Origin of the sequence: Arsenicicoccus dermatophilus (genome assembly GCF_022568795.1) — a bacterium.
GTDB lineage: Bacteria > Actinomycetota > Actinomycetes > Actinomycetales > Dermatophilaceae > Arsenicicoccus > Arsenicicoccus dermatophilus.
Genome location: NZ_JAKZHU010000001.1, coordinates 1,490,661 through 1,508,875, shown reverse-complemented (window position 1 = coordinate 1,508,875; position 18,215 = coordinate 1,490,661). Strand labels below are relative to the sequence as shown.

Genomic DNA, 18,215 nt, shown 5'->3' with positions numbered 1-18,215 from the left:
ATGACCGCGCCGCTCTTCCTGCTCGCGCCGGGCTCCCTCGACGGGATCACGGCGGGCGGCTCGGTGGTGGTCGACGGCGCCGAGGGGCGCCACGCCGCGGGCTCCCTGCGGCTGCAGCCGGGGGAGGATGTGCTGCTCTCCGACGGCAGCGGACTGCAGGTCCAGGGCACGGTGCACCAGGTCGGCTCCGGCGAGCTGACGGTGTCCGTCACGTCCGTATGCCGCACCGAGGCGCCCGACCCCCGCTTCGTCCTCATCCAGGCCCTGGCCAAGGGCGACCGCGACGACCAGGCCATCGAGGCCGCCACCGAGCTCGGTGTCGACGAGGTCGTGCCCTGGGGCGCCGCCCGCTCGATCGTCCAGTGGCGCGGCGATCGCGCCGCCAAGGCACACCGCAAGTGGCAGCAGGTCGTCACCGCCGCCACCAAGCAGTCCCGGCGCACGCGCACCCCGGTGGTGGGGGAGCACGTCACCAGCCGCCAGCTCGCCAGCCGGGTGGCCGCGGCGACGTGCGCGCTCGTGCTCCACGAGGACGCCACCACCTCCGTCAACGAGGTCGAGCTGCCGGCCGCGGGCGAGGTGCTGGTCGTCGTCGGCCCGGAGGGCGGCATCTCGCCGGACGAGCTCGCCACCCTCGCCGAGGCGGGCGCCCACGTGGTGCGCCTCGGGCCCCACGTGCTCCGCTCCTCGTCCGCAGGGCCGGCCGCGCTGGCCGTCCTGCTCGCCCGCGCCCGTTGGTGAGCGCCAGAGGCAGGACTGTCGCAGGAAACGGTGTAAGCGGCCCGTTGCCCGGTAGGGCAGGAAGGGGCCGATGGTGGCCGAGACACTGGTGGGCGTGAGCCTGATGGAGCCGCAGATGCTGGACCCGCAGGAGCCGGGACTGGACGCCGTCGCCGACAGCGAGGACGCCACTTCGCCTGACGAGCCGGCGCAGCCGGTGGCGCCGGTGTCGGGGCGCGCTCCGTCGAAGCAGGACCTGGCCGCGTTGCAGCGCCTGGTCCGTCAGGCGCAGGAGGACGGCGTCGCGTTGACCGGCCCGGACGGGTTGCTGAAGATGCTGACCAAGACGGTGATCGAGGTCGCTCTGGACGAGGAGATGTCCTCGCACCTGGGGTACGACAAGCACGCCGTCGAAGGACGCGGGAGCGGGAACTCGCGCAACGGGGTCCGCTCGAGGGAGTGTCAGAACAACGGTGGGTGGGGGTTCGGCCTGACGCGCTGAGCGGTGCTCGGCGGGAGAGCAGGCAGCATGACGAACACGATTGGGGTCGTGGACCTCAACGATGACGACAAGCAGGCGCTGGCGCAGCGTCTGGTGGACCAGGCCCGCGCTGAAGGAGTCGACCTGGTCGGCCCCGACGGTGTGCTGACGGGCCTGACCAAGCAGGTGCTGGAGACCGCTCTGGAGGAAGAGCTGACCGAGCACCTCGGCTACGAGCACTCGGATCGGCACGCGAAGCCGGCGCCGGTCGACGGGGGCGGGAACGAGCGGAACGGCACCCGATCCAAGACGGTGCTCACGCAGATCGGGCCGGTCACGATCGACGTTCCGCGGGACCGGGACGGCACATTCGACCCGAAGATCGTCCGGAAGCGGCAACGCCGTCTGGACGGCGTCGACCAGCTCGTCCTGTCCTTGTCGGCGCGCGGGTTGACCACCGGTGAGATCGCGGCGCACTTCGCCGAGGTGTATGGCGCGTCGGTGTCCAAGGACACGATCAGTCGGATCACCGAGAAGGTCGCCGCGGAGATGTCTGAGTGGCAGCACCGGCCCCTGGACCGCGTGTACCCGGTGATCTTCATCGACGCGCTCGTGGTGAAGGTCCGTGACGGGCAGGTCACCAACAAGCCCTTCTACATCGTCATCGGCGTGACGACCGCCGGGGAACGCGACATCCTCGGGATCTGGGCCGGCGACGGTGGGGAGGGCGCAAAGTTCTGGCTGGGCGTGCTCACCGAGATCAAGAACCGCGGTGTCGAGGACGTGTGCATCGCCGTGTGCGACGGGCTGAAAGGACTGCCCGAGGCGATCACCACGACATGGGAGCTCGCCGCCGTACAGACGTGCGTCGTGCACTTGATCCGGAACACGTTCCGGTACGCGGCCCGCCAGCACTGGGACGCGATGGCCAAGGACCTGCGGCCCGTGTACACGGCCGTCAACGCCGAGCAGGCCGCCGCACGGTTCGAGGACTTCGCCGCCACGTGGGAGCCCGTCTGTCCCGCCGCGATCCGCATGTGGCGAGGCGCGTGGAACGAGTTCGTGCCCTTCCTCGACTACGACGTCGAGATCCGCAAGGTCATCTGCACGACCAACGCGATCGAGTCGTTGAACGCCCGCTACCGGCGCGCCGTCCGTGCGCGAGGGCACTTCCCGAACGACGCCGCCGCGTTGAAGTGTCTCTACCTGGTGACCCGTTCCCTGGACCCCACCGGGAGAGGCAGGGCACGATGGGTCATCCGGTGGAAGGCACCCCTGAACGCCTTCGCCATCACCTTCGAGGGACGCATCACCCCCTCGACCACCTAAGAACGCTGGGCACCCCGCCCACCGATAATCCGACAGTCCCCGCACGGGCGACCAGGGCGTGTAGCGATTCCCGTAGGACCCCCGGCAGGGGCGGCATCCCGTCAGATCAAGGAAATTTACAGGATCCTGAGGGTAGTTATATGAATTTTCCCCAGCCCCCGGAATTGGGTCTATCCCCGTGAAGGATCCACGCCTCAAGTTATATAAACGCTTTCCCATGAGGGTCAGGCCGGCGGTGGCGGCGCTGGTGGAGCGTTGTTTGGCGCCGAGCCAGCCGTAGCCTGCGGTCCCGGTGATGGTGGTGGTGGTGGCGGGGTCGCGGGGTGTGCCGTACTCGGTGTAGTCGCTCCATCCGGTGATGGCGTTCGCGGGGGTGTTCTCGCCTTGGTCGGCGGGAATCTGCACGGTGGTGGTGATGTCGCCGTGCAGGTTGGCCAGGGTCAGGGTGGCGGCGCCGTCCTGGGCGAGCTCGACACCGAGGTCACCAGCCAACGATTCGGCATACCGCGTCGTGGTGGTGCCGGTGTGGGTGGTGGTGTCGATCCAGGCGGGGTTGTCGCTGGCGTCGGTGTAGTGCCGGACCAGGGTGCCCGCGACGGTGGTGTCCGGGCTGGTGGTCTTCTGGCTCAGGCGCCGACCGGTGATGTCCAGGGTGAACACGGTGTCGGTGAAGGTGCGGACCACGCGGCCGACGGGTGCCTGGCCCTCCCCGGAGCCCGGCGCCCACGCCCCGAAGCGGTAGGTACCCCTCGCCAGATTCCCGAGGCCGACGCGCCAGGATCCGCGGGTCGGGCACGCGATCGACGCCGTGGTGAAGCCGGTGCGCTCGCTCGTGCCGCGCGTCAACCGCCAGGCGACGTTCGCCTCGGGCGAGCAGGCGCTCCCGCTGACGGTGACGGGCTTGCTCGCGGGCACGACCTGGCCGGCGCCGGGGGAGTCCACCCACACGGCTGCGAGCTCCTTGGGCTGGGCCAGGCCGGAGGCGCGACGATGCATGCCGCCCGCCATCACCGCGCCCACGACCTTGCCGTCGCGCGAGCGGAAGGTCACCGGTAGGTCCTTGCCGACCGTCGCCGTCACCGTCCACACCACCGGCGCCACCGCGACCCGCGCCGTCTCGGCCTCCACGGCGCGCGTCGGCCCGTCGAGGGCGACCACGATGCGGTCCCGCTGCACCTGGACGTCGGTGACGACCCGCTCGCCCCAGGCGTTGACGTGGCCGCGACGCCCGGCCTCGATCGTCGCGGCGTTCGCGGCGGCCTCCGCCCGGGCCGCGACCGTGCGCAGGCCGGCCGGCGCGGCGACATACTCCCGGTAGAGACGCAGCGTCGGCACCGCGCGGCCGCGAGCGCTCGCCTCGTCGTCGTGATGTCCATGTCGCCCTCCACCCCAGGGGATCTCGCCGGTCGCCCCCTCCCGTCACCCGCTGTCCGCCCGGCGGCGCGCACCGGGGGAGAGGCGATGGAGGCCTCGGACGACTGGACGGCGCGGCCTCGCTAGGGTGAGGACATGAGCGATCACCGAAAGGCATCAAATCGTGACCCTGCGTGCCTCTTCTGCAAGATCGTGGCGGGCGAGATCCCGGGCGACGTCGTGCACGAGACCGAGACCACCCTCGCCTTCCGTGACATCCAGCCGCAGGCGCCGACCCACGTGCTGGTGATCCCCAAGGCCCACCACACCGACGCCGTCGCGGCCACCCGGGCCGACGCCGCCCTGATGGCCGACGTCGTGCTCGCCGCCGGCGAGGTCGCCCGGATCGAGGGGATCGCCGACAGCGGCTACCGCCTCGTGGCCAACACCGGCCGCGACGCCCAGCAGAGCGTCGGCCACCTGCACCTGCACGTGCTCGGCGGTCGCTCCCTGCAGTGGCCGCCCGGCTGACCGACGTCCTCCCGGCCGCCCCGCACCCCGCGTTACCTTGCTGGTGGCCCCGCGGTGCGGGGTCACGGTCGCCGGGCCCGGCATGACTTACCACCCCTGTCTCTTCCATGATCCGGGGGGTGTTGTCACCGGGCCTGGTGGCGTCGGTCTGACCGCTGATAGGGACACGGCCCAAGATGAGGTCTCTTCGTAACGTGGGTGCCGGCAGCTGACGCTTCACCACAGCCTGGCGACCGGTCCTGCGATGCAAGGATGGTCACCGTCATGAGCGAGGACATCGGCTACGACATCTGGTGCGGGCTGGACGTTGGCAAGCAAGACCACCACGCCTGCGCCCTGGACTGCGCGGGCAACAAGGTCTTCGACAAGGCCCTACCCCAGGACCAGGCACGGCTGGAAGAACTCTTCACGACCTTGACCGCCCGGGGTCGGGTCCTGGTGATCGTTGACCAGCCCAACACCATCGGCGCCCTGCCGATCGCAGTGGCCCGCTCGATGGGGATCGCGGTCGCGTACCTGCCTGGGCTGGCGATGCGCCGCATCGCCGACCTGCACCCGGGCAACGCCAAGACCGACGCCCGCGATGCGTTCATCATCGCCGACGCTGCCCGCACCATGCCCCACACCCTGCGCCGCGTGGACGTCGGCGAAGAGGCCCTGGCCGAGCTGAAGGTCCTGGTCGGCTTCGACGACGACCTCGCCGCCGAAGCCACCCGCCTCAGCAACCGGATCCGTGGCCTGCTCACCCAGTTCCACCCCGCCCTCGAACGAGTCCTCGGACCCAAGATCGCCACCAAGGCCGGCCTGGCCGTCCTGGAACACCTCGGCGGCCCGCAAGGCATCACCCGCGCCGGGCGCGCACGCCTGGCACGCGTCATCACCAAGGCCAACCCCCGTGGCGCGGGCGAGCTCACCGACGCGATCATGGCGGCCCTGTCCGAGCAGACCGTGGTCGTGGCCGGCACCACCGCCGGTGAGCAGGTCCTGCCACACCTGGCCGCGACGCTGCGCACAACCCTGGCCCAACGAGCCGATCTGGCCACCCAGGTCGAGAAAGTCCTCGATGCCCACCCTCTTGCCGAGGTCCTGACCTCGATGCCCGGCGTCGGAGTCAGGACAGCAGCCCGGATCCTGCTCGACGTCGGTGACAGCTCGGCCTTCCCCACCGCCGGACACCTCGCCGCGTACGCCGGCCTGGCCCCCGTCACGCGACGCTCCGGCACCAGCATCCGCAGGGAGTTCCCCGCCAGGTCAGGCAACAAGCACCTCAAGAGAGCCTTGTTCCTATCCGCGTTTGCGGCCCTGCGCTTCGACCCCGTCAGCCGCGCCTACTACGACCGCAAACGCGCCCAAGGCAAGAAGCACAACGCCGCACTCATCTGCCTCGCCCGACGACGCTGCGACGTCCTGCACGCCATGCTCCGCAACCACGAGACCTACCGCGCCCCAGCGCCCGCACCCACGCCCCTCACCGCTTGACGAAGAACATAGGGACACCCCCTAGACTGGTCGGACGATGACAGACCACACCCCAGCCCTGCGCCAGGCCCTGGCGGGTCTCGAGCCTGCCACCACCCCCCCGGACGCCTCCTCGCGCGAGGCCTGGCAGCACACCATCGTGATCCCGCCCTCGGTGCCGATGCTGAGCCTGCTCGGGCCCAACGACGAGCTGCTGCGCACCGTCGAGCGGGCCTTCCCGCAGCTGCAGATCCACGTGCGGGGCAACCAGATCCGTCTCGAGGGGCCGTCCTCGGACGCCGCGATCGTCGAGGACCTGGTCGGCGAGCTGCTGGCGGTGGTCGAGCAGGGCTCGCCGATCAACAAGGACGCCGTCGAGCGCTCGATCGCGATGATCCGCAGCCAGGCGAGCGTGCGCCCGGCCGACGTGCTGACCACCAACATCATCTCCGCCCGAGGCCGCACGATCCGACCCAAGACGCTGGGGCAGAAGCAGTACGTCGACGCCATCGACAGCCACACCATCGTCTTCGGCATCGGCCCGGCGGGCACCGGCAAGACCTACCTGGCCATGGCCAAGGCCGTCGCCGCGCTGCAGGCCAAGGAGGTCACCCGGATCATCCTGACGCGACCGGCCGTCGAGGCAGGGGAGCGGCTGGGCTTCCTGCCGGGGACGCTCACCGACAAGATCGACCCCTACCTGCGGCCGCTCTACGACGCGCTGCACGACATGCTCGACCCGGAGATGATCCCGCGCCTCATGGCGGGCGGGACGATCGAGGTGGCCCCGCTGGCCTACATGCGCGGGCGCACCCTCAACGACGCCTTCATCATCCTGGACGAGGCGCAGAACACCTCTCCCGAGCAGATGAAGATGTTCCTCACCCGGCTCGGCTTCGGGTCCCGGATCGTCGTCACCGGCGACGTCACCCAGGTCGACCTGCCCGGCGGCACCGAGTCCGGGCTGCGGGTCGTCCGCGACATCCTCGACGGGGTCGAGGACATCCACTTCGCCGAGCTCACCCCGCAGGACGTCGTCCGCCACCGCCTGGTCGGCGAGATCGTGGCGGCCTACGGCGAGTGGGACGAGGCGCAGCACGCACGCACCGAGGCCCGGGAGGGGCGGGGGTTGCCCCGACACCGGGACGAGCCGCGTCGCCATACCGACCAGGAGCAAGGGCGCCACCGATGAGCATCGACGTCCACAACGAGACCGACCACCGCGTCGACGAGCGCGCCCTGGTGTCGCTGGCGCAGTTCGTGTATGCCGCCATGCGCGTCCACCGCGGCGCCGACCTGGCGATCACCCTGGTCGACGAGGCCGCCATGGAGCGGCTGCACGTGCAGTGGATGGACCTGGAGGGCCCCACCGACGTGATGAGCTTCCCGATGGACGAGCTGCGGCCGGGCCGTGAAGGCGAGCGGCTGCAGGAGGGGGTCCTGGGCGACATCGTGCTGTGCCCCTCGGTCGCGGAGCGGCAGGCGGTCACGGCGGGCCACTCCACCCAGGAGGAGCTGCTGCTGCTGACCACCCACGGCCTGCTGCACCTGCTCGGCTACGACCACGCCGAGCCGGACGAGGAGCGGGAGATGTTCGAGCTGCAGAGCCGGCTGCTGCTCGACTATCTCGGCGGCCGGGCCGGGGCCTGAGGCCGTGACCACCCAGCTGATCGTCGGGGCCCTGCTCGCGCTGCTCCTGTCCTTCTGCCTGGCGCTGGTCGAGGCAGCCGTGCAGCGGCTGTCCCACCACACCAGCGAGGAGCTGGTCGCCGAGGGCCGCCCCGGGTCCCAGGCGCTGGCCGCGATCGCGGCCGACAAGCCCGGCTACATCTCGGCGGCGACCTTCCTGCGGGTGGTGGCCGAGTCCACCACGGCCGTGCTGATCACCGTCGCCATCGGCGAGCACGTCGACGGCCCGGTGCGCCCGCTCCTGCTCAGCATCGCGCTGATGGTGGTGGCGTCCTTCGTCCTCACCGGGGTCTCGCCGCGCACCCTCGGTCAGCAGCACGCCGCCACCGTGGCCCTCGTCGCCGCGCCGGCGCTGGTCTGGCTGCGCCGTGTCCTCGGGCCGATCACCCGCCTCATGGTCGTTCTCGGTAACGCCGTCACCCCTGGAAAGGGTTATCAGGACGGGCCCTTCGCCTCCGAGGCGGAGCTGCGTGACCTCGTGGACATCGCCACCGAGAGCGACGTGATCGAGCACGACGAGCGGGAGATGATCCACTCGGTCTTCGAGCTCGGCGACACCGTGGTCCGGGAGGTGATGGTGCCGCGCACCGACATGGTGACCCTCGAGCACGACAAGACGCTGGGCAAGGCGATGTCGCTCTTCCTGCGCTCGGGCTTCTCGCGGATCCCGGTGGTGGGCGAGGACTCCGACGACGTGCTGGGGCTGCTCTACTTCAAGGACGTCGCGCGCCGGGTCAACGACGACGACAGCGCGCGGGCGCTGCCCGTCGAGGAGGTCATGCGTCCTATGGCCTTCGTCCCCGACAGCAAGCCCATCGACGACCTGCTGCGCGAGATGCAGAAGGACCAGGTGCACCTGGCGGTCGTCGTGGACGAGTACGGCGGCACCGCGGGCCTGGTCACCATCGAGGACATCCTGGAGGAGATCGTCGGCGAGATCGCGGACGAGTACGACCGTGAGGCGCAGGGCGTCGAGGAGCTGGCGGACGGCAGGGTGCGGATCCCCGCGACGATGCACGTCGACGACTTCGCCACCGAGTTCGACGTCGCTCTGGAGGAGGACGACGTGGACACCGTCGGCGGCCTCATCGCCAAGCTCTCCGGGCGGGTACCGATCCCCGGCTCCACGGTGCAGCTCCTCGGCCTGGAGCTGATGGCGGAGAAGCCCGCCGGTCGGCGGCACCGGATCGCGACGGTCGTCGTGCGCCGGCTGCCGCAGACCACGTCGCCCGTCGAGGTGTGGGAGGCTGAGCGTTCGCGTGACCATGCCGATCCTGCGGGTGACGGTGCGGGTCACGAGCGCCACGGAGCAACCCGTCACGTCGAGGAGCACGCATGAGCACCCCCTTCCGCGCCGGGTTCGCCTGCCTGGTCGGTCGGCCCAACGCCGGCAAGTCCACGCTCACCAACGCGCTCGTCGGTCAGAAGGTCGCGATCACGAGCAGCAAGCCGCAGACCACCAGGCACACCATCCGCGGCATCGCCAACGTCGACGGGGGCCAGCTGGTCCTGGTCGACACCCCTGGCCTGCACAAGCCGCGCACCCTGCTCGGCCAGCGTCTCAACGACCTGGTCCGCGAGACCCTGCTGGACGTGGACGTGGTCGGCTTCTGCCTGCCCGCCGACCAGCGGCCCGGACCCGGCGACCAGTTCATCGCCGCCGAGCTCGCCGAGCTGCAGCGGGCGCGGCGGACACCCGTCGTCGCGCTGGTCACCAAGACCGACAAGGTCGACCGGCAGCGGCTCGCCGAGCACCTCATCGCGGTGGACCAGCTCGGGTCCTGGACCGAGATCGTGCCGTGCTCGGCGACCGCGGGCGACCAGGTCGACGACGTCGCCCGGATCCTGGTGTCCCACCTGCCCGAGTCGCCGCCGCTGTATCCCGAGGGGCACCTGTCCGACGAGTCCGACGAGGTGATGATCGCCGAGCTGGTCCGCGAGGCCGCCCTCGAGGGTGTGCGCGACGAGCTGCCGCACTCGCTGGCCGTCGTCGTCGAGGAGATGGTGCCCCGCGAGGACCGGCCCGACGACAAGCCGATGGTCGACGTGCGCGTCAACGTCTTCGTCGAGCGTCCCTCCCAGAAGGCCATCATCATCGGTCGCGGAGGCTCCCGGTTGCGCGAGGTGGGGACGACCGCCCGCACCCAGATCGAGGCGCTCCTGGGCCAGCGGGTCTACCTCGACCTGCACGTCAAGGTCGCCAAGGACTGGCAGCGCGACCCCAAGCAGCTGCAGCGCCTCGGCTTCTGACCGCTGCAGCGCACCCTCCCCGATCTGCCTCGCCCTGCAGCACGCGACAGGTCACGGACCCGCCTCCAGCAGCCGACGCTCACCCGCCACCGGTGGCGTCCTCATCGGCGGAGCCCAGCGCCCGGTGGCAGGTGCACCTCCGCCCCTGCCGCCGCAGCATGGTGTGCCGGGCCCACGACCCGATGCCCCACAGGGTCCCGCGCACACTCCGACGGCGGATCGGCGGGTAGTCCACGGTGACGCCGGGCAGCTCGGCGCGGACCTGCCGGGCCAGCTCGTGCCCCGCCCGTCCCCACGCCGCCCACTCGCGCCGCAGGGCGAGTCGTCCGCGCAGGTCCTCGGGCTCGGGCTGGTCCAGCCCGAAGTCCGCGAGGATCGTCCACCAGGTCTGCCACGCCTCCAGGCGAGCCACGAGCTCGGGGGACAGACCGAGCTCCTCCGGCTCGAGGGGGCCCATCAGGTCGATGTCGGTGCTGACTCCCCACACCGGGAAGCGAAGTCCCCACTCGGTCATCAGCTCCACGTGCCCGTGTCGTGTCACGTCGGCAGGCTGGCATGTGGGCCGCGCCGTGGCGAACGCGTTTCCGCGCGCCGTGCCTGTGGACGGTGCAAGAACTCTTGCACGGCCTGTGGATGGCCCGCGGGCGACCTCCTGAGGGCGGCCTAGCCTCGCTGTCACCGCCCCGTCGGAGGGCGCTGACCTGGGAGATGGCGATGACGGCGTATGGCGTGAGCACCGACGCGGTGGACGCGAGCGGGCGCACGGCACGGACCCTGGCCGACGAGTTCGTCGCTGCCCGCGTGGCCACCGTCCTCGACGAGGTCGCGGGCGCCCTGCCCGGCAGTCTCGCCGGTGTGGCTGCGAGCGACCTCGGGGCCCTGATCGACGCCCGGACCACCGCGGTGGCCGGGCGGGTCGGGTCCCTGGCGTCCGGCCTCTGCGTGGCGGCGGGCGGCTACGCGACGTGCGAGGCCGCGGCGACCGGCGCGCTGGGCGGGGGACGCTGATGGCCTCGCTGGAGCTGCTGCGCCGGTGGTCCCCGGACGGGCTGCGGCAGGTGGCGGCCGGGATCGCGGCCAGGGGTGAGCAGCTGACCGGCATACGGGATCGCCTGGGGACCCAGGTCACCGGCTGGCACGGCGGGGCCTCCGACGCCGCGGCCGAGGCGCTGGTCTCGGTCCGGGTGGCGATCGCCGAGCGGGCCGACGAGCTGCTGGCCGCCGGTGTCGCGCTGCACGCGGCTGCGGCCCGGGTCGACCAGGTGGCCGCGGACCTGCGACGCATCGAGACCGACCTGGCCGCAGCGGGTTTCGCCCTCGTGGGCGACGGCGAGGTGGCCGACCTGCGGACCGGCGCCGAGGCGGCGACCGATGCCTGGTCGCCCGCCGAGCGGGAGGCCACCCGGCAGCGGTTCGCCGGCGACCTGACGACCCTGCTCGCCCTGGCCGAGGACGTCGACCACCGCCTCGCGGTGGCGCTGCAGGGGATCGGCGAGGGCACCGTGCGGGCGCAGTGCGTCCCCGGCCTCGCCGCGACGACGACACCGGACCGGCTGCTCGGGGGCAGCCAGGCCCACGACGAGGACCTGCGCGTGCGGGCCCGGCAGGTGGTCGGCACCGTGGCCGAGCACGTGCGCAAGTGGGGCGTGGGGCCGGTCACCGAGAGCGCGCGGCGACGCTACGAGACGGACGACGCGTTCGCGGACGCCGTCGACGACTACGGCACCCACAACGACGCGGGCATGCTCGCCCGGAACGTCCTGCTGGCCACGCAGGACGGGGAGCTCGCCCGGTGGGTCTTCGAGCACCCCTACGAGTGGGCGCACGAGGCCGCGCCGATGGAGAGCCTGGACGGGACGCCATACGTCATGGACATCCCGGTGCAGCACTCGCCGGCCACCACCTGGGCCCGGCTCGCCACCGCCGTGAGCTATGGCTATCTCGACGGGGCCCGTCCCACCGGGCTCGGGGCCGGGTCGACCGTGATGAAGGACGCCCTCACCGCCAAGCGGGCCGCGCACGACATGTTCAGCAGCCTGGAGCGGCAGGCGGCGCGCGAGGAGGGCCAGCTCTGGCGGCGCATCGCCGAGGGTCATTCGTACGACAAGCACGTCCTCGGCCGGGACACCCGCAAGAACCGCTGGGTGATCCCGGACATGCCCGAGATCCGCTCCAGCGACGAGCTGCTGCGCCGCGTCGAGGACACCCGGCACACCCAGCCGACCGTGCACCTGGCCGAGGACCGGTCGATCACCGTCGAGCCCGCCGACGACCACCTGGTCATCACCAATCCCCGGGACAGCGACGGGGGCACGACCTTCCGGGTGACCAAGGAGCACTACCTGGAGAAGCTGGCGGCGGAGGACGTCACGAAGCGCGGGCCGGCCGACGGGCCACGCACCGCGACCCCCGCCCCGGCCGACCAGGAGGCCTTCTCCCTCGCCCGCAACGAGGCCTGGAACCGCTACGAGGCGGTCTATCGCCCCGAGCACCTCGTCGGCGCCCACGTCGCCCGGGCGGCCGACCACCCCCTGCTGAAGGCCATGGGCACGCCGCTGCCCGCACCGCACCCGCCCGCCGCGGCCGACCCGCCCGCCGGGCCGCCCACCCTCCAGATCCCCGACGCCTTGCGGCAGTCCGTCCTCGTGGCGCCGCTGCCGACCGACCACCTCCACGACAAGGACCACTGATGCAGCTGCTCACCCACCGCGACGACGACCTGGCCGTGACCCTGGACGGGCGCGAGCTGGAGACCCTCCTGGACGCGTGCGACGAGATCAACCACCTCGCCCTCGTCGACGGTCTGGGCACCCTCCCGCAGGTCGCGGCCGACCTGCACCGGGACCTGGAGGAGGTGCGGGTGCTCGCGAGCCACCTGCGACCATCCCACGTGGCCGAGCGCGAGCCCGGGATCCTCGGGATGCGGGGCGCCCCGCTGGTCACCGGTCTGCGCGAGCCCGACGGACGGCTCACCCGGGTCGTCGAGAGGTTCTCGCCCCGGCTCGACCGGGCGTATCCCGACCTCGTGCACCGCCACCGTGCCGAAGGCGCCTGGGCCGTGACCCTGCAGGTGCTGATCTGCGGGCTCGCCGCCGCGGGCGTGCAGCTGACCCGGGCGGAGGACGAGTCGCTGCTCGTGCTCGCCCGCGCCTGGCTGGGGGAGTCGAGCTATCTGGACGCCCTGCGGTCGTGCAGCAGCCGCCTGGCGCCCGCCACCCGCACCGAGCTGGCGGCGCGCGCCTGCCCGCCGCTGCTGACCGGACGGGTGGTGCAGCACCTGGAGGACGTCGACGGGTATGCCCACCTGCGGCTCGACCGGGCGTCCTTCGGGCAGGTCCGGCGGCTGGTGACCCAGGTGGCGGGGGTGGTGCCGCAGCGGGACGAGCGGTTCGCGGCGCACTACCGCGCGGGGCTGGCCCAGCTGGGCGCGGACCTCGACGACATCGCGCGGGAGCTGGACCGGGTGCCCGTCGGGCGCCGGGTGGGCCGGTGGCTCGGACGGGGCTGAGGGCGCTCAGGGACGGGCCGAGGTCACCTCCACCGTGCGCCAGGCCTCGGGGACCGCGTCGACCTCGCGCGAGCGCGCGCCATACCGCTCGGTCGCTGCCGTCAAGGTATGCCGGGCGAAGGTCGCGAAGTCGCAGTCCTTCGGCAGCGCAGGGCCGTTGACGCCGAGCAGGGTGTCCCACCAGATCTGGCCGGCGCGCTCCCAGGCGTGGCCGCCCAGCGCGTCCGCGACGAGGTAGAAAGCGCGGTGGGGGATGCCGGAGTTGATGTGGACGCCACCGTTGTCGCCCGCGTCGTCGTGCGAGAGGTCCTGGTAACCGGACATGCTCGCGGGCTGCCGGTCCTTCCCCAGGTGCGGGTCGTCGTAGGCCGTGCCGGGCGCCTTCATCGAGCGCAGGGCGATCCCCCTGACCTTGGCGGTGAACAGGCCCGCCCCGATCAGCCAGTCGGCCTCCGCCGCCGTCTGCCCGAGTGCGTGCTGCTTGGTGAGCACCCCGAAGGCGTCCGAGATCGACTCGTTGAGAGCCCCGGACCGGGCGACATAGGTCAGCCCGGCGGTGAGCTGCGTGAGCCCGTGGGTCAGCTCGTGGCCGACGACGTCCACGCAGTCGGTGAAGGACGCGAAGTAGACCCCGTCCCCGTCGCCGAAGACCATCTGCTGGCCGTCCCAGAAGGCGTTGTCGTAGTCCCGGTGCCGCGCCGGCGTGGTCGACGAGGCCGGGGAGGGGGCGGGTGCACCAGGGGTCCTCGGCGTATGCCGCCCCTCCCGCAGCCCCATCGCCCCGGGCACACTCCCGTCCCACCATGCGGGAAGCCCGCGTGGCAGATGGACTCGACGCACGCATCGCCATACGGTCGGTGACGTGGACATGCAGACCGGAGCGCTGCTCCTTCCCTGCCGCGGCGAGGCCCGCTGACGACGGCCGCTCCTCGCCGCGGAGGTCGTCCTGCCCGGTCGTCGCCCGATGACCCGCACCCAGCCCGACGAACCCAGAGGCGAGACAGCATGATCCACCCGCAGCAGCCCAGCCCGATGCCGGTCCGCAAGTACCGCCCCTTCCACGAGCAGATCCACATCGACTTGCCCGACCGCACCTGGCCGGACCGGGTGATGACCCAGGCGCCGCGGTGGTGCGCGGTCGACCTGCGCGACGGCAACCAGGCCCTGATCGATCCGATGAGCCCGGAGCGCAAGCTGCGGATGTTCCAGCTGCTGGTGGCCATGGGCTACAAGGAGATCGAGGTCGGGTTCCCCAGCGCGAGCCAGACCGACTTCGACTTCTGCCGTCAGCTGATCGAGGGCGGCCACATCCCGGACGACGTGACCATCCAGGTGCTCACCCAGTGCCGCGACCACCTCGTCGAGCGCACCTACGACGCGCTGCGGGGTGCGCGGCAGGCGATCGTGCACTTCTACAACTCCACGTCGGTGCTGCAGCGCAAGGTGGTCTTCGGGCTGGACCAGGACGGCATCGCGGACATCGCGCTGCAGGGCGCCCGGCTGTGCAAGAAGATCGAGGAGACCCTGCCCGGGACCACGATCTACTACGAGTACTCGCCGGAGTCCTACACCGGCACCGAGCTGGAGTTCGCGGCGCGGGTCTGCAACGAGGTCATCGCGGTCATCGACCCCAGCCCCGACCACAAGATGATCGTCAACCTGCCCGCGACGGTGGAGATGGCGACCCCCAACACCTATGCCGACTCGGTGGAGTGGATGTGCCGCCACCTGGATCGCCGTGAGTCCCTGGTGATCTCGCTGCACCCGCACAACGACCGCGGCAGCGGCGTCGCGGCGGCCGAGCTCGGCTACCTCGCGGGTGCCGACCGGATCGAGGGCTGCCTGTTCGGCAACGGCGAGCGCACCGGCAACGTCTGCCTGGTCACCCTGGGCATGAACCTCGCCAGCCAGGGCATCGACCCGCAGATCGACTTCACCGACATGGCGGGAATCCGGTCCGTGGTCGAGCACTGCAACCAGCTGCCGGTGCACGAGCGCCATCCGTACGGCGGGGACCTGGTCTTCACGGCCTTCTCCGGGTCGCACCAGGACGCGATCAAGAAGGGCTTCGAGTGGATGGCTCGCGAGGCGGCCGAGAAGTCCTGCCGCGTGGACGACCTCGTGTGGGGCGTGCCCTACCTGCCGATCGACCCGCACGACGTCGGGCGCTCCTACGAGGCCGTGGTGCGAGTGAACTCGCAGTCCGGCAAGGGCGGCGTGGCCTACGTCCTCAAGTCCGAGCGGGGGCTGGACCTGCCCCGTCGGCAGCAGGTGGAGTTCAGCGGGGTGGTGCAGCAGCGCACCGACGCCCAGGGCGGCGAGGTCACCCCGGACGCCCTGTGGGAGATCTTCACCGACGAGTACCTCCCGACCGAGCCGCGCTGGGGACGCTTCGTGCTCAAGGGGGTTCGTGGTGACGAGGGCGACGAGCAGGGGCGAGGCGTGTGGCGCTTCCGGCTCGACGACGCCGGCCACGAGGTCGTCCTCGAGGGTCGCGGCAACGGCCCGATCGCGGCGTTCGTGTCGGCGCTGGGGGACTACGGCGTGGACGTGCGGGTGCTGGACTACACCGAGCACGCGATGGGCTCGGGCGAGTCCGCCCGGGCGGCGTCGTTCGTCGAGTGCGCGGTCGGCGAGCGCGTGCTGTGGGGCGTGGGCCTGCACGAGAACATCGTCCGATCCTCGATCGAGGCGGTCGTGTCGGCGGTCAATCGCGCGCTGCGGTGACCTCGGCGGGCTGTGCGTCCTGCGGCGCGAAACTCATGTGGTGGTTCAGATCTGAGCTCTTAGCCGTTTCATCGGTTCAGATCTGAACCGTGGGCTAGGATGGGTGCATGACGACCCCCACGCCGCGACCTGTCCTGCGGGCGCTGGACCGGCTCGGTGGCTCGCTGCGCGGCTGGCGCACCCTGCAGGGCCTCACGATCGAGCAGGTGGCCGAGCGCGCGGGGGTGTCGACCAGCACCGTCAAGCGGATCGAGTCCGGGCAGGGCGCCGCGCTGGAGGCCACGCTCCGGGTCGCCCGCGCCCTCGGGGTGCTCGACGACCTCGTCGCCTCGGTCGACCCCCTGGGCAGCGACGTCGGTCGCCTGCGCGCCGAGGAGCTCCTGCCCACCCGAGGCCGTCGGCGGGCCTCGGCGTCATGAGCGTCGAGGTGTGGCTGTCCGCAGCCCAGGACACGCGGGTCGGCACCCTGCACGCGCACGCCGGCCGTGGGGCGCAGTCCTTCTCCTTCACGTACGCCGACGACTACCTCGCGCGGCCGGACGCCTACCCGATCGACCCGGCGCTGCCCCTGCGCGCCGGCGCCTTCCACTCTCACGGGCGGCTCTTCGGCGCGCTGGCGGACTCGGCCCCCGACCGGTGGGGCCGGACGCTGGTGCGACGCACCCTCGCCGAGGCGGCCCGGACCTGCGGCGAGACCCCGCGCCAACCGGGCGAGCTCGACTTCCTCCTCGGGGTGCGCGACGACCTGCGGCAGGGCGCTCTGCGCTACCGCTTGGGCGACGACGGCTTCCAGGCCGCCGCCGAGGAGGGGATCCCGGTCCTCACCGAGCTCGGCGTGCTGCTGTCCCTCGCGGACCGGGTGCTGGCCGACGAGGCCGACCTGTCCGACCTGCGACGGCTCGTCGGGGCGGGCTCGTCCCTCGGCGGGGCCCGCCCCAAGGCCCATGTCCGGCTGCCCGGCGGGGCGGTGGGCATCGCCAAGTTCCCGGCCGCGCTGCACGACGACTGGAACGTCATGGCCTGGGAGAAGGTCACCCTCGACCTGGCGGCCACGGCCGGCATCAGGGTGCCCCCCAGCCGGCTGATCCCCGTCGCCGGGCAGGACGTGCTCGTGGTCGAGCGTTTCGATCGGCGCGGCCACCTGCGGGTGGGCTATGTCTCGGCCATGACGATGCTGGAGGCCGCCGACGGCGACCGGGCCACCTGGCTCGACCTCGCCGAGGTGGTCGAGGAGGTGTCGCCCCGGCCCGTCCAGGACCTGCGCGAGCTGTGGCGGAGGTGCGCCTTCGGGATCCTCGTCGGCAACACCGACAACCACCTGCGCAACCACGGCTTCCTGCGGGACCGCACGGGCTGGGCGCTGGCTCCGGCCTTCGACCTCAACCCGACACCCTTCGCGTCCGATTTCGCGACGGACGTGGCCGACCCCGGGGACGGCGGGTCGACGCAGGCCGCGCTGGACGTCGCGGGCTACTTCCGGCTGGCACGCGACGAGGCCGAGGCGGTGCTCGCCGCGGTGCGGGACGCAGTGCTGGGGTGGGACCGCGCAGCGGCGGCATACGGCATCGGCGAGCGCGAGCGCGCCCGGATGGCAACGGCCTTCGCCAGGGCCCGCTGACCCGGGGCACGCAGCTGCCGCCCGGACGGGCAGCACCCGCTGACCCGCGTGCGCGATCTCGCCGGGGACTCGCGCGACGAGCGCTCAGCCCTGGCCGACCAGGCACACCGGATCTATACGTGACATCCGTGGACACCCCACTGCGCACCTTCCTCGACGACTTCCACCACGACTGCGTGGAGCACGACCAGGGCCGAGCGGTCGGCCCCCGAACAGCTCGCGCTGCACGAAGTCCCTGGCGAAGTCCGGGAGGTCGTTGGCGACGGCATGGGAGGACCAGTCCGAGATGCCCGCCCCGACGCCGACCGCGGCGAAGCGGTCCGGGTGCGTGCCGCGAAAGCCGAGATGTAGCCGCCCTGCGACCGACCCAGGCCCCCCGACCCGCCCGGTGTCCACGATCCCGAGGGCGTCGAGGTGGTCGACCGCGTTCTCCAGCGCCACAGGTCGCCGACGCCGAGGTTGCCGATGCAGGCCTGGGGAGCGCGGTCGCGCTCGGCGCGAGCCGCGCGACGCGACCGTCCCGGGTGTTGTGGAAGGGCTGGGCACCGTTG

The 18,215-nt window shown here is 71.9% G+C and carries 16 protein-coding genes and 2 pseudogenes; 15 read left to right on the top strand and 3 right to left on the bottom strand.

Translation table 11 applies throughout. The features are described 5' to 3' along the window. The 3 genes and pseudogenes from MM438_RS07035 to MM438_RS07025 all read left to right on the top strand — a co-directional run bounded on the left by MM438_RS07035 (window position 1) and on the right by MM438_RS07025 (window position 2,530). Complete coding sequence (locus MM438_RS07035; protein WP_241451793.1) at window positions 1–741, top strand: 16S rRNA (uracil(1498)-N(3))-methyltransferase; 741 nt, start codon at window positions 1–3, stop codon at window positions 739–741. Window positions 742–988: 247 nt separating this feature from the next. Then, window positions 989–1,177 (top strand): annotated as a pseudogene (locus MM438_RS07030) (transposase); the annotation flags it as partial. Window positions 1,178–1,249: 72 nt separating this feature from the next. Continuing rightward, a complete protein-coding gene (locus MM438_RS07025) occupies window positions 1,250–2,530 on the top strand; it encodes an IS256 family transposase (protein WP_241449384.1) in 1,281 nt (426 codons plus the stop codon). Window positions 2,531–3,358: 828 nt separating this feature from the next. On the opposite strand, the pseudogene MM438_RS16915 reads toward MM438_RS07025, so the two are convergent. Further along, window positions 3,359–3,526 (bottom strand): annotated as a pseudogene (locus MM438_RS16915) (Gmad2 immunoglobulin-like domain-containing protein); the annotation flags it as partial. Between the two features lie 513 nt (window positions 3,527–4,039). Between MM438_RS16915 and MM438_RS07015 the strand changes: the two are divergent. The 6 genes from MM438_RS07015 (at window position 4,040) to era (ending at window position 9,811) form a co-directional block, all read left to right on the top strand. Then, window positions 4,040–4,414, top strand: coding sequence for a histidine triad nucleotide-binding protein (locus MM438_RS07015; protein ID WP_241451791.1), 375 nt, complete (start codon window positions 4,040–4,042; stop codon window positions 4,412–4,414). Between the two features lie 264 nt (window positions 4,415–4,678). After that, complete coding sequence (locus tag MM438_RS07010; protein WP_241451790.1) at window positions 4,679–5,893, top strand: IS110 family RNA-guided transposase; 1,215 nt, start codon at window positions 4,679–4,681, stop codon at window positions 5,891–5,893. Between the two features lie 37 nt (window positions 5,894–5,930). Next, complete coding sequence (locus tag MM438_RS07005; RefSeq protein WP_241451789.1) at window positions 5,931–7,064, top strand: PhoH family protein; 1,134 nt, start codon at window positions 5,931–5,933, stop codon at window positions 7,062–7,064. Continuing rightward, a complete protein-coding gene (gene ybeY, locus MM438_RS07000; RefSeq protein WP_241451788.1) occupies window positions 7,061–7,522 on the top strand; it encodes an rRNA maturation RNase YbeY in 462 nt (153 codons plus the stop codon). The genes MM438_RS07005 and ybeY overlap by 4 nt, the downstream gene beginning before the upstream one ends. A 4-nt stretch (window positions 7,523–7,526) precedes the next feature. Then, window positions 7,527–8,900: a hemolysin family protein gene (locus tag MM438_RS06995; protein WP_241451787.1), complete on the top strand. Its 1,374-nt coding sequence runs from the start codon at window positions 7,527–7,529 to the stop codon at window positions 8,898–8,900. Next, window positions 8,897–9,811, top strand: coding sequence for a GTPase Era (era, locus tag MM438_RS06990; protein ID WP_241451786.1), 915 nt, complete (start codon window positions 8,897–8,899; stop codon window positions 9,809–9,811). Before MM438_RS06995 ends, era begins: the two co-directional genes overlap by 4 nt. A 79-nt stretch (window positions 9,812–9,890) precedes the next feature. Here the strand turns inward: era and MM438_RS06985 are convergent, their stop codons facing one another. Further along, window positions 9,891–10,352, bottom strand: coding sequence for a hypothetical protein (locus tag MM438_RS06985; RefSeq protein ID WP_241451785.1), 462 nt, complete (start codon window positions 10,350–10,352; stop codon window positions 9,891–9,893). A gap of 173 nt (window positions 10,353–10,525) precedes the next feature. Here MM438_RS06985 and MM438_RS06980 point away from each other — a divergent pair, with 173 nt between their 5' ends. The 3 genes from MM438_RS06980 to MM438_RS06970 are packed head-to-tail and all read left to right on the top strand — an operon-like array spanning window position 10,526 to window position 13,319. Beyond that, a complete protein-coding gene (locus MM438_RS06980; protein WP_241451784.1) occupies window positions 10,526–10,819 on the top strand; it encodes a hypothetical protein in 294 nt (97 codons plus the stop codon). Then, window positions 10,819–12,501: a hypothetical protein gene (locus MM438_RS06975; RefSeq protein ID WP_241451783.1), complete on the top strand. Its 1,683-nt coding sequence runs from the start codon at window positions 10,819–10,821 to the stop codon at window positions 12,499–12,501. Before MM438_RS06980 ends, MM438_RS06975 begins: the two co-directional genes overlap by 1 nt. Further along, complete coding sequence (locus MM438_RS06970; protein ID WP_241451782.1) at window positions 12,501–13,319, top strand: hypothetical protein; 819 nt, start codon at window positions 12,501–12,503, stop codon at window positions 13,317–13,319. Before MM438_RS06975 ends, MM438_RS06970 begins: the two co-directional genes overlap by 1 nt. 6 nt (window positions 13,320–13,325) lie before the next feature. On the opposite strand, the gene MM438_RS06965 is transcribed toward MM438_RS06970, so the two are convergent. Further along, on the bottom strand, window positions 13,326–14,108 hold the full coding sequence (locus MM438_RS06965) for a M4 family metallopeptidase (protein WP_407568110.1): 783 nt from the start codon (window positions 14,106–14,108) through the stop codon (window positions 13,326–13,328). A 216-nt stretch (window positions 14,109–14,324) separates the two neighbouring features. On the opposite strand from MM438_RS06965, the gene leuA reads away from it, so the two are divergent. The 3 genes from leuA (at window position 14,325) to MM438_RS06950 (ending at window position 17,664) form a co-directional block, all read left to right on the top strand. After that, window positions 14,325–16,046 carry a 2-isopropylmalate synthase gene (gene leuA / locus MM438_RS06960; protein ID WP_241451781.1) on the top strand — a complete coding sequence of 574 codons (1,722 nt, stop codon included), beginning with the start codon at window positions 14,325–14,327 and terminating at the stop codon, window positions 16,044–16,046. A gap of 107 nt (window positions 16,047–16,153) precedes the next feature. Further along, entirely contained in the window at window positions 16,154–16,465 is a 312-nt protein-coding gene (locus MM438_RS06955) for a helix-turn-helix domain-containing protein (protein ID WP_241451780.1), read from the top strand. Next, a complete protein-coding gene (locus tag MM438_RS06950) occupies window positions 16,462–17,664 on the top strand; it encodes a type II toxin-antitoxin system HipA family toxin (protein ID WP_241451779.1) in 1,203 nt (400 codons plus the stop codon). The genes MM438_RS06955 and MM438_RS06950 overlap by 4 nt, the downstream gene beginning before the upstream one ends. The last annotated feature ends 551 nt before the right edge of the window (window positions 17,665–18,215 follow it).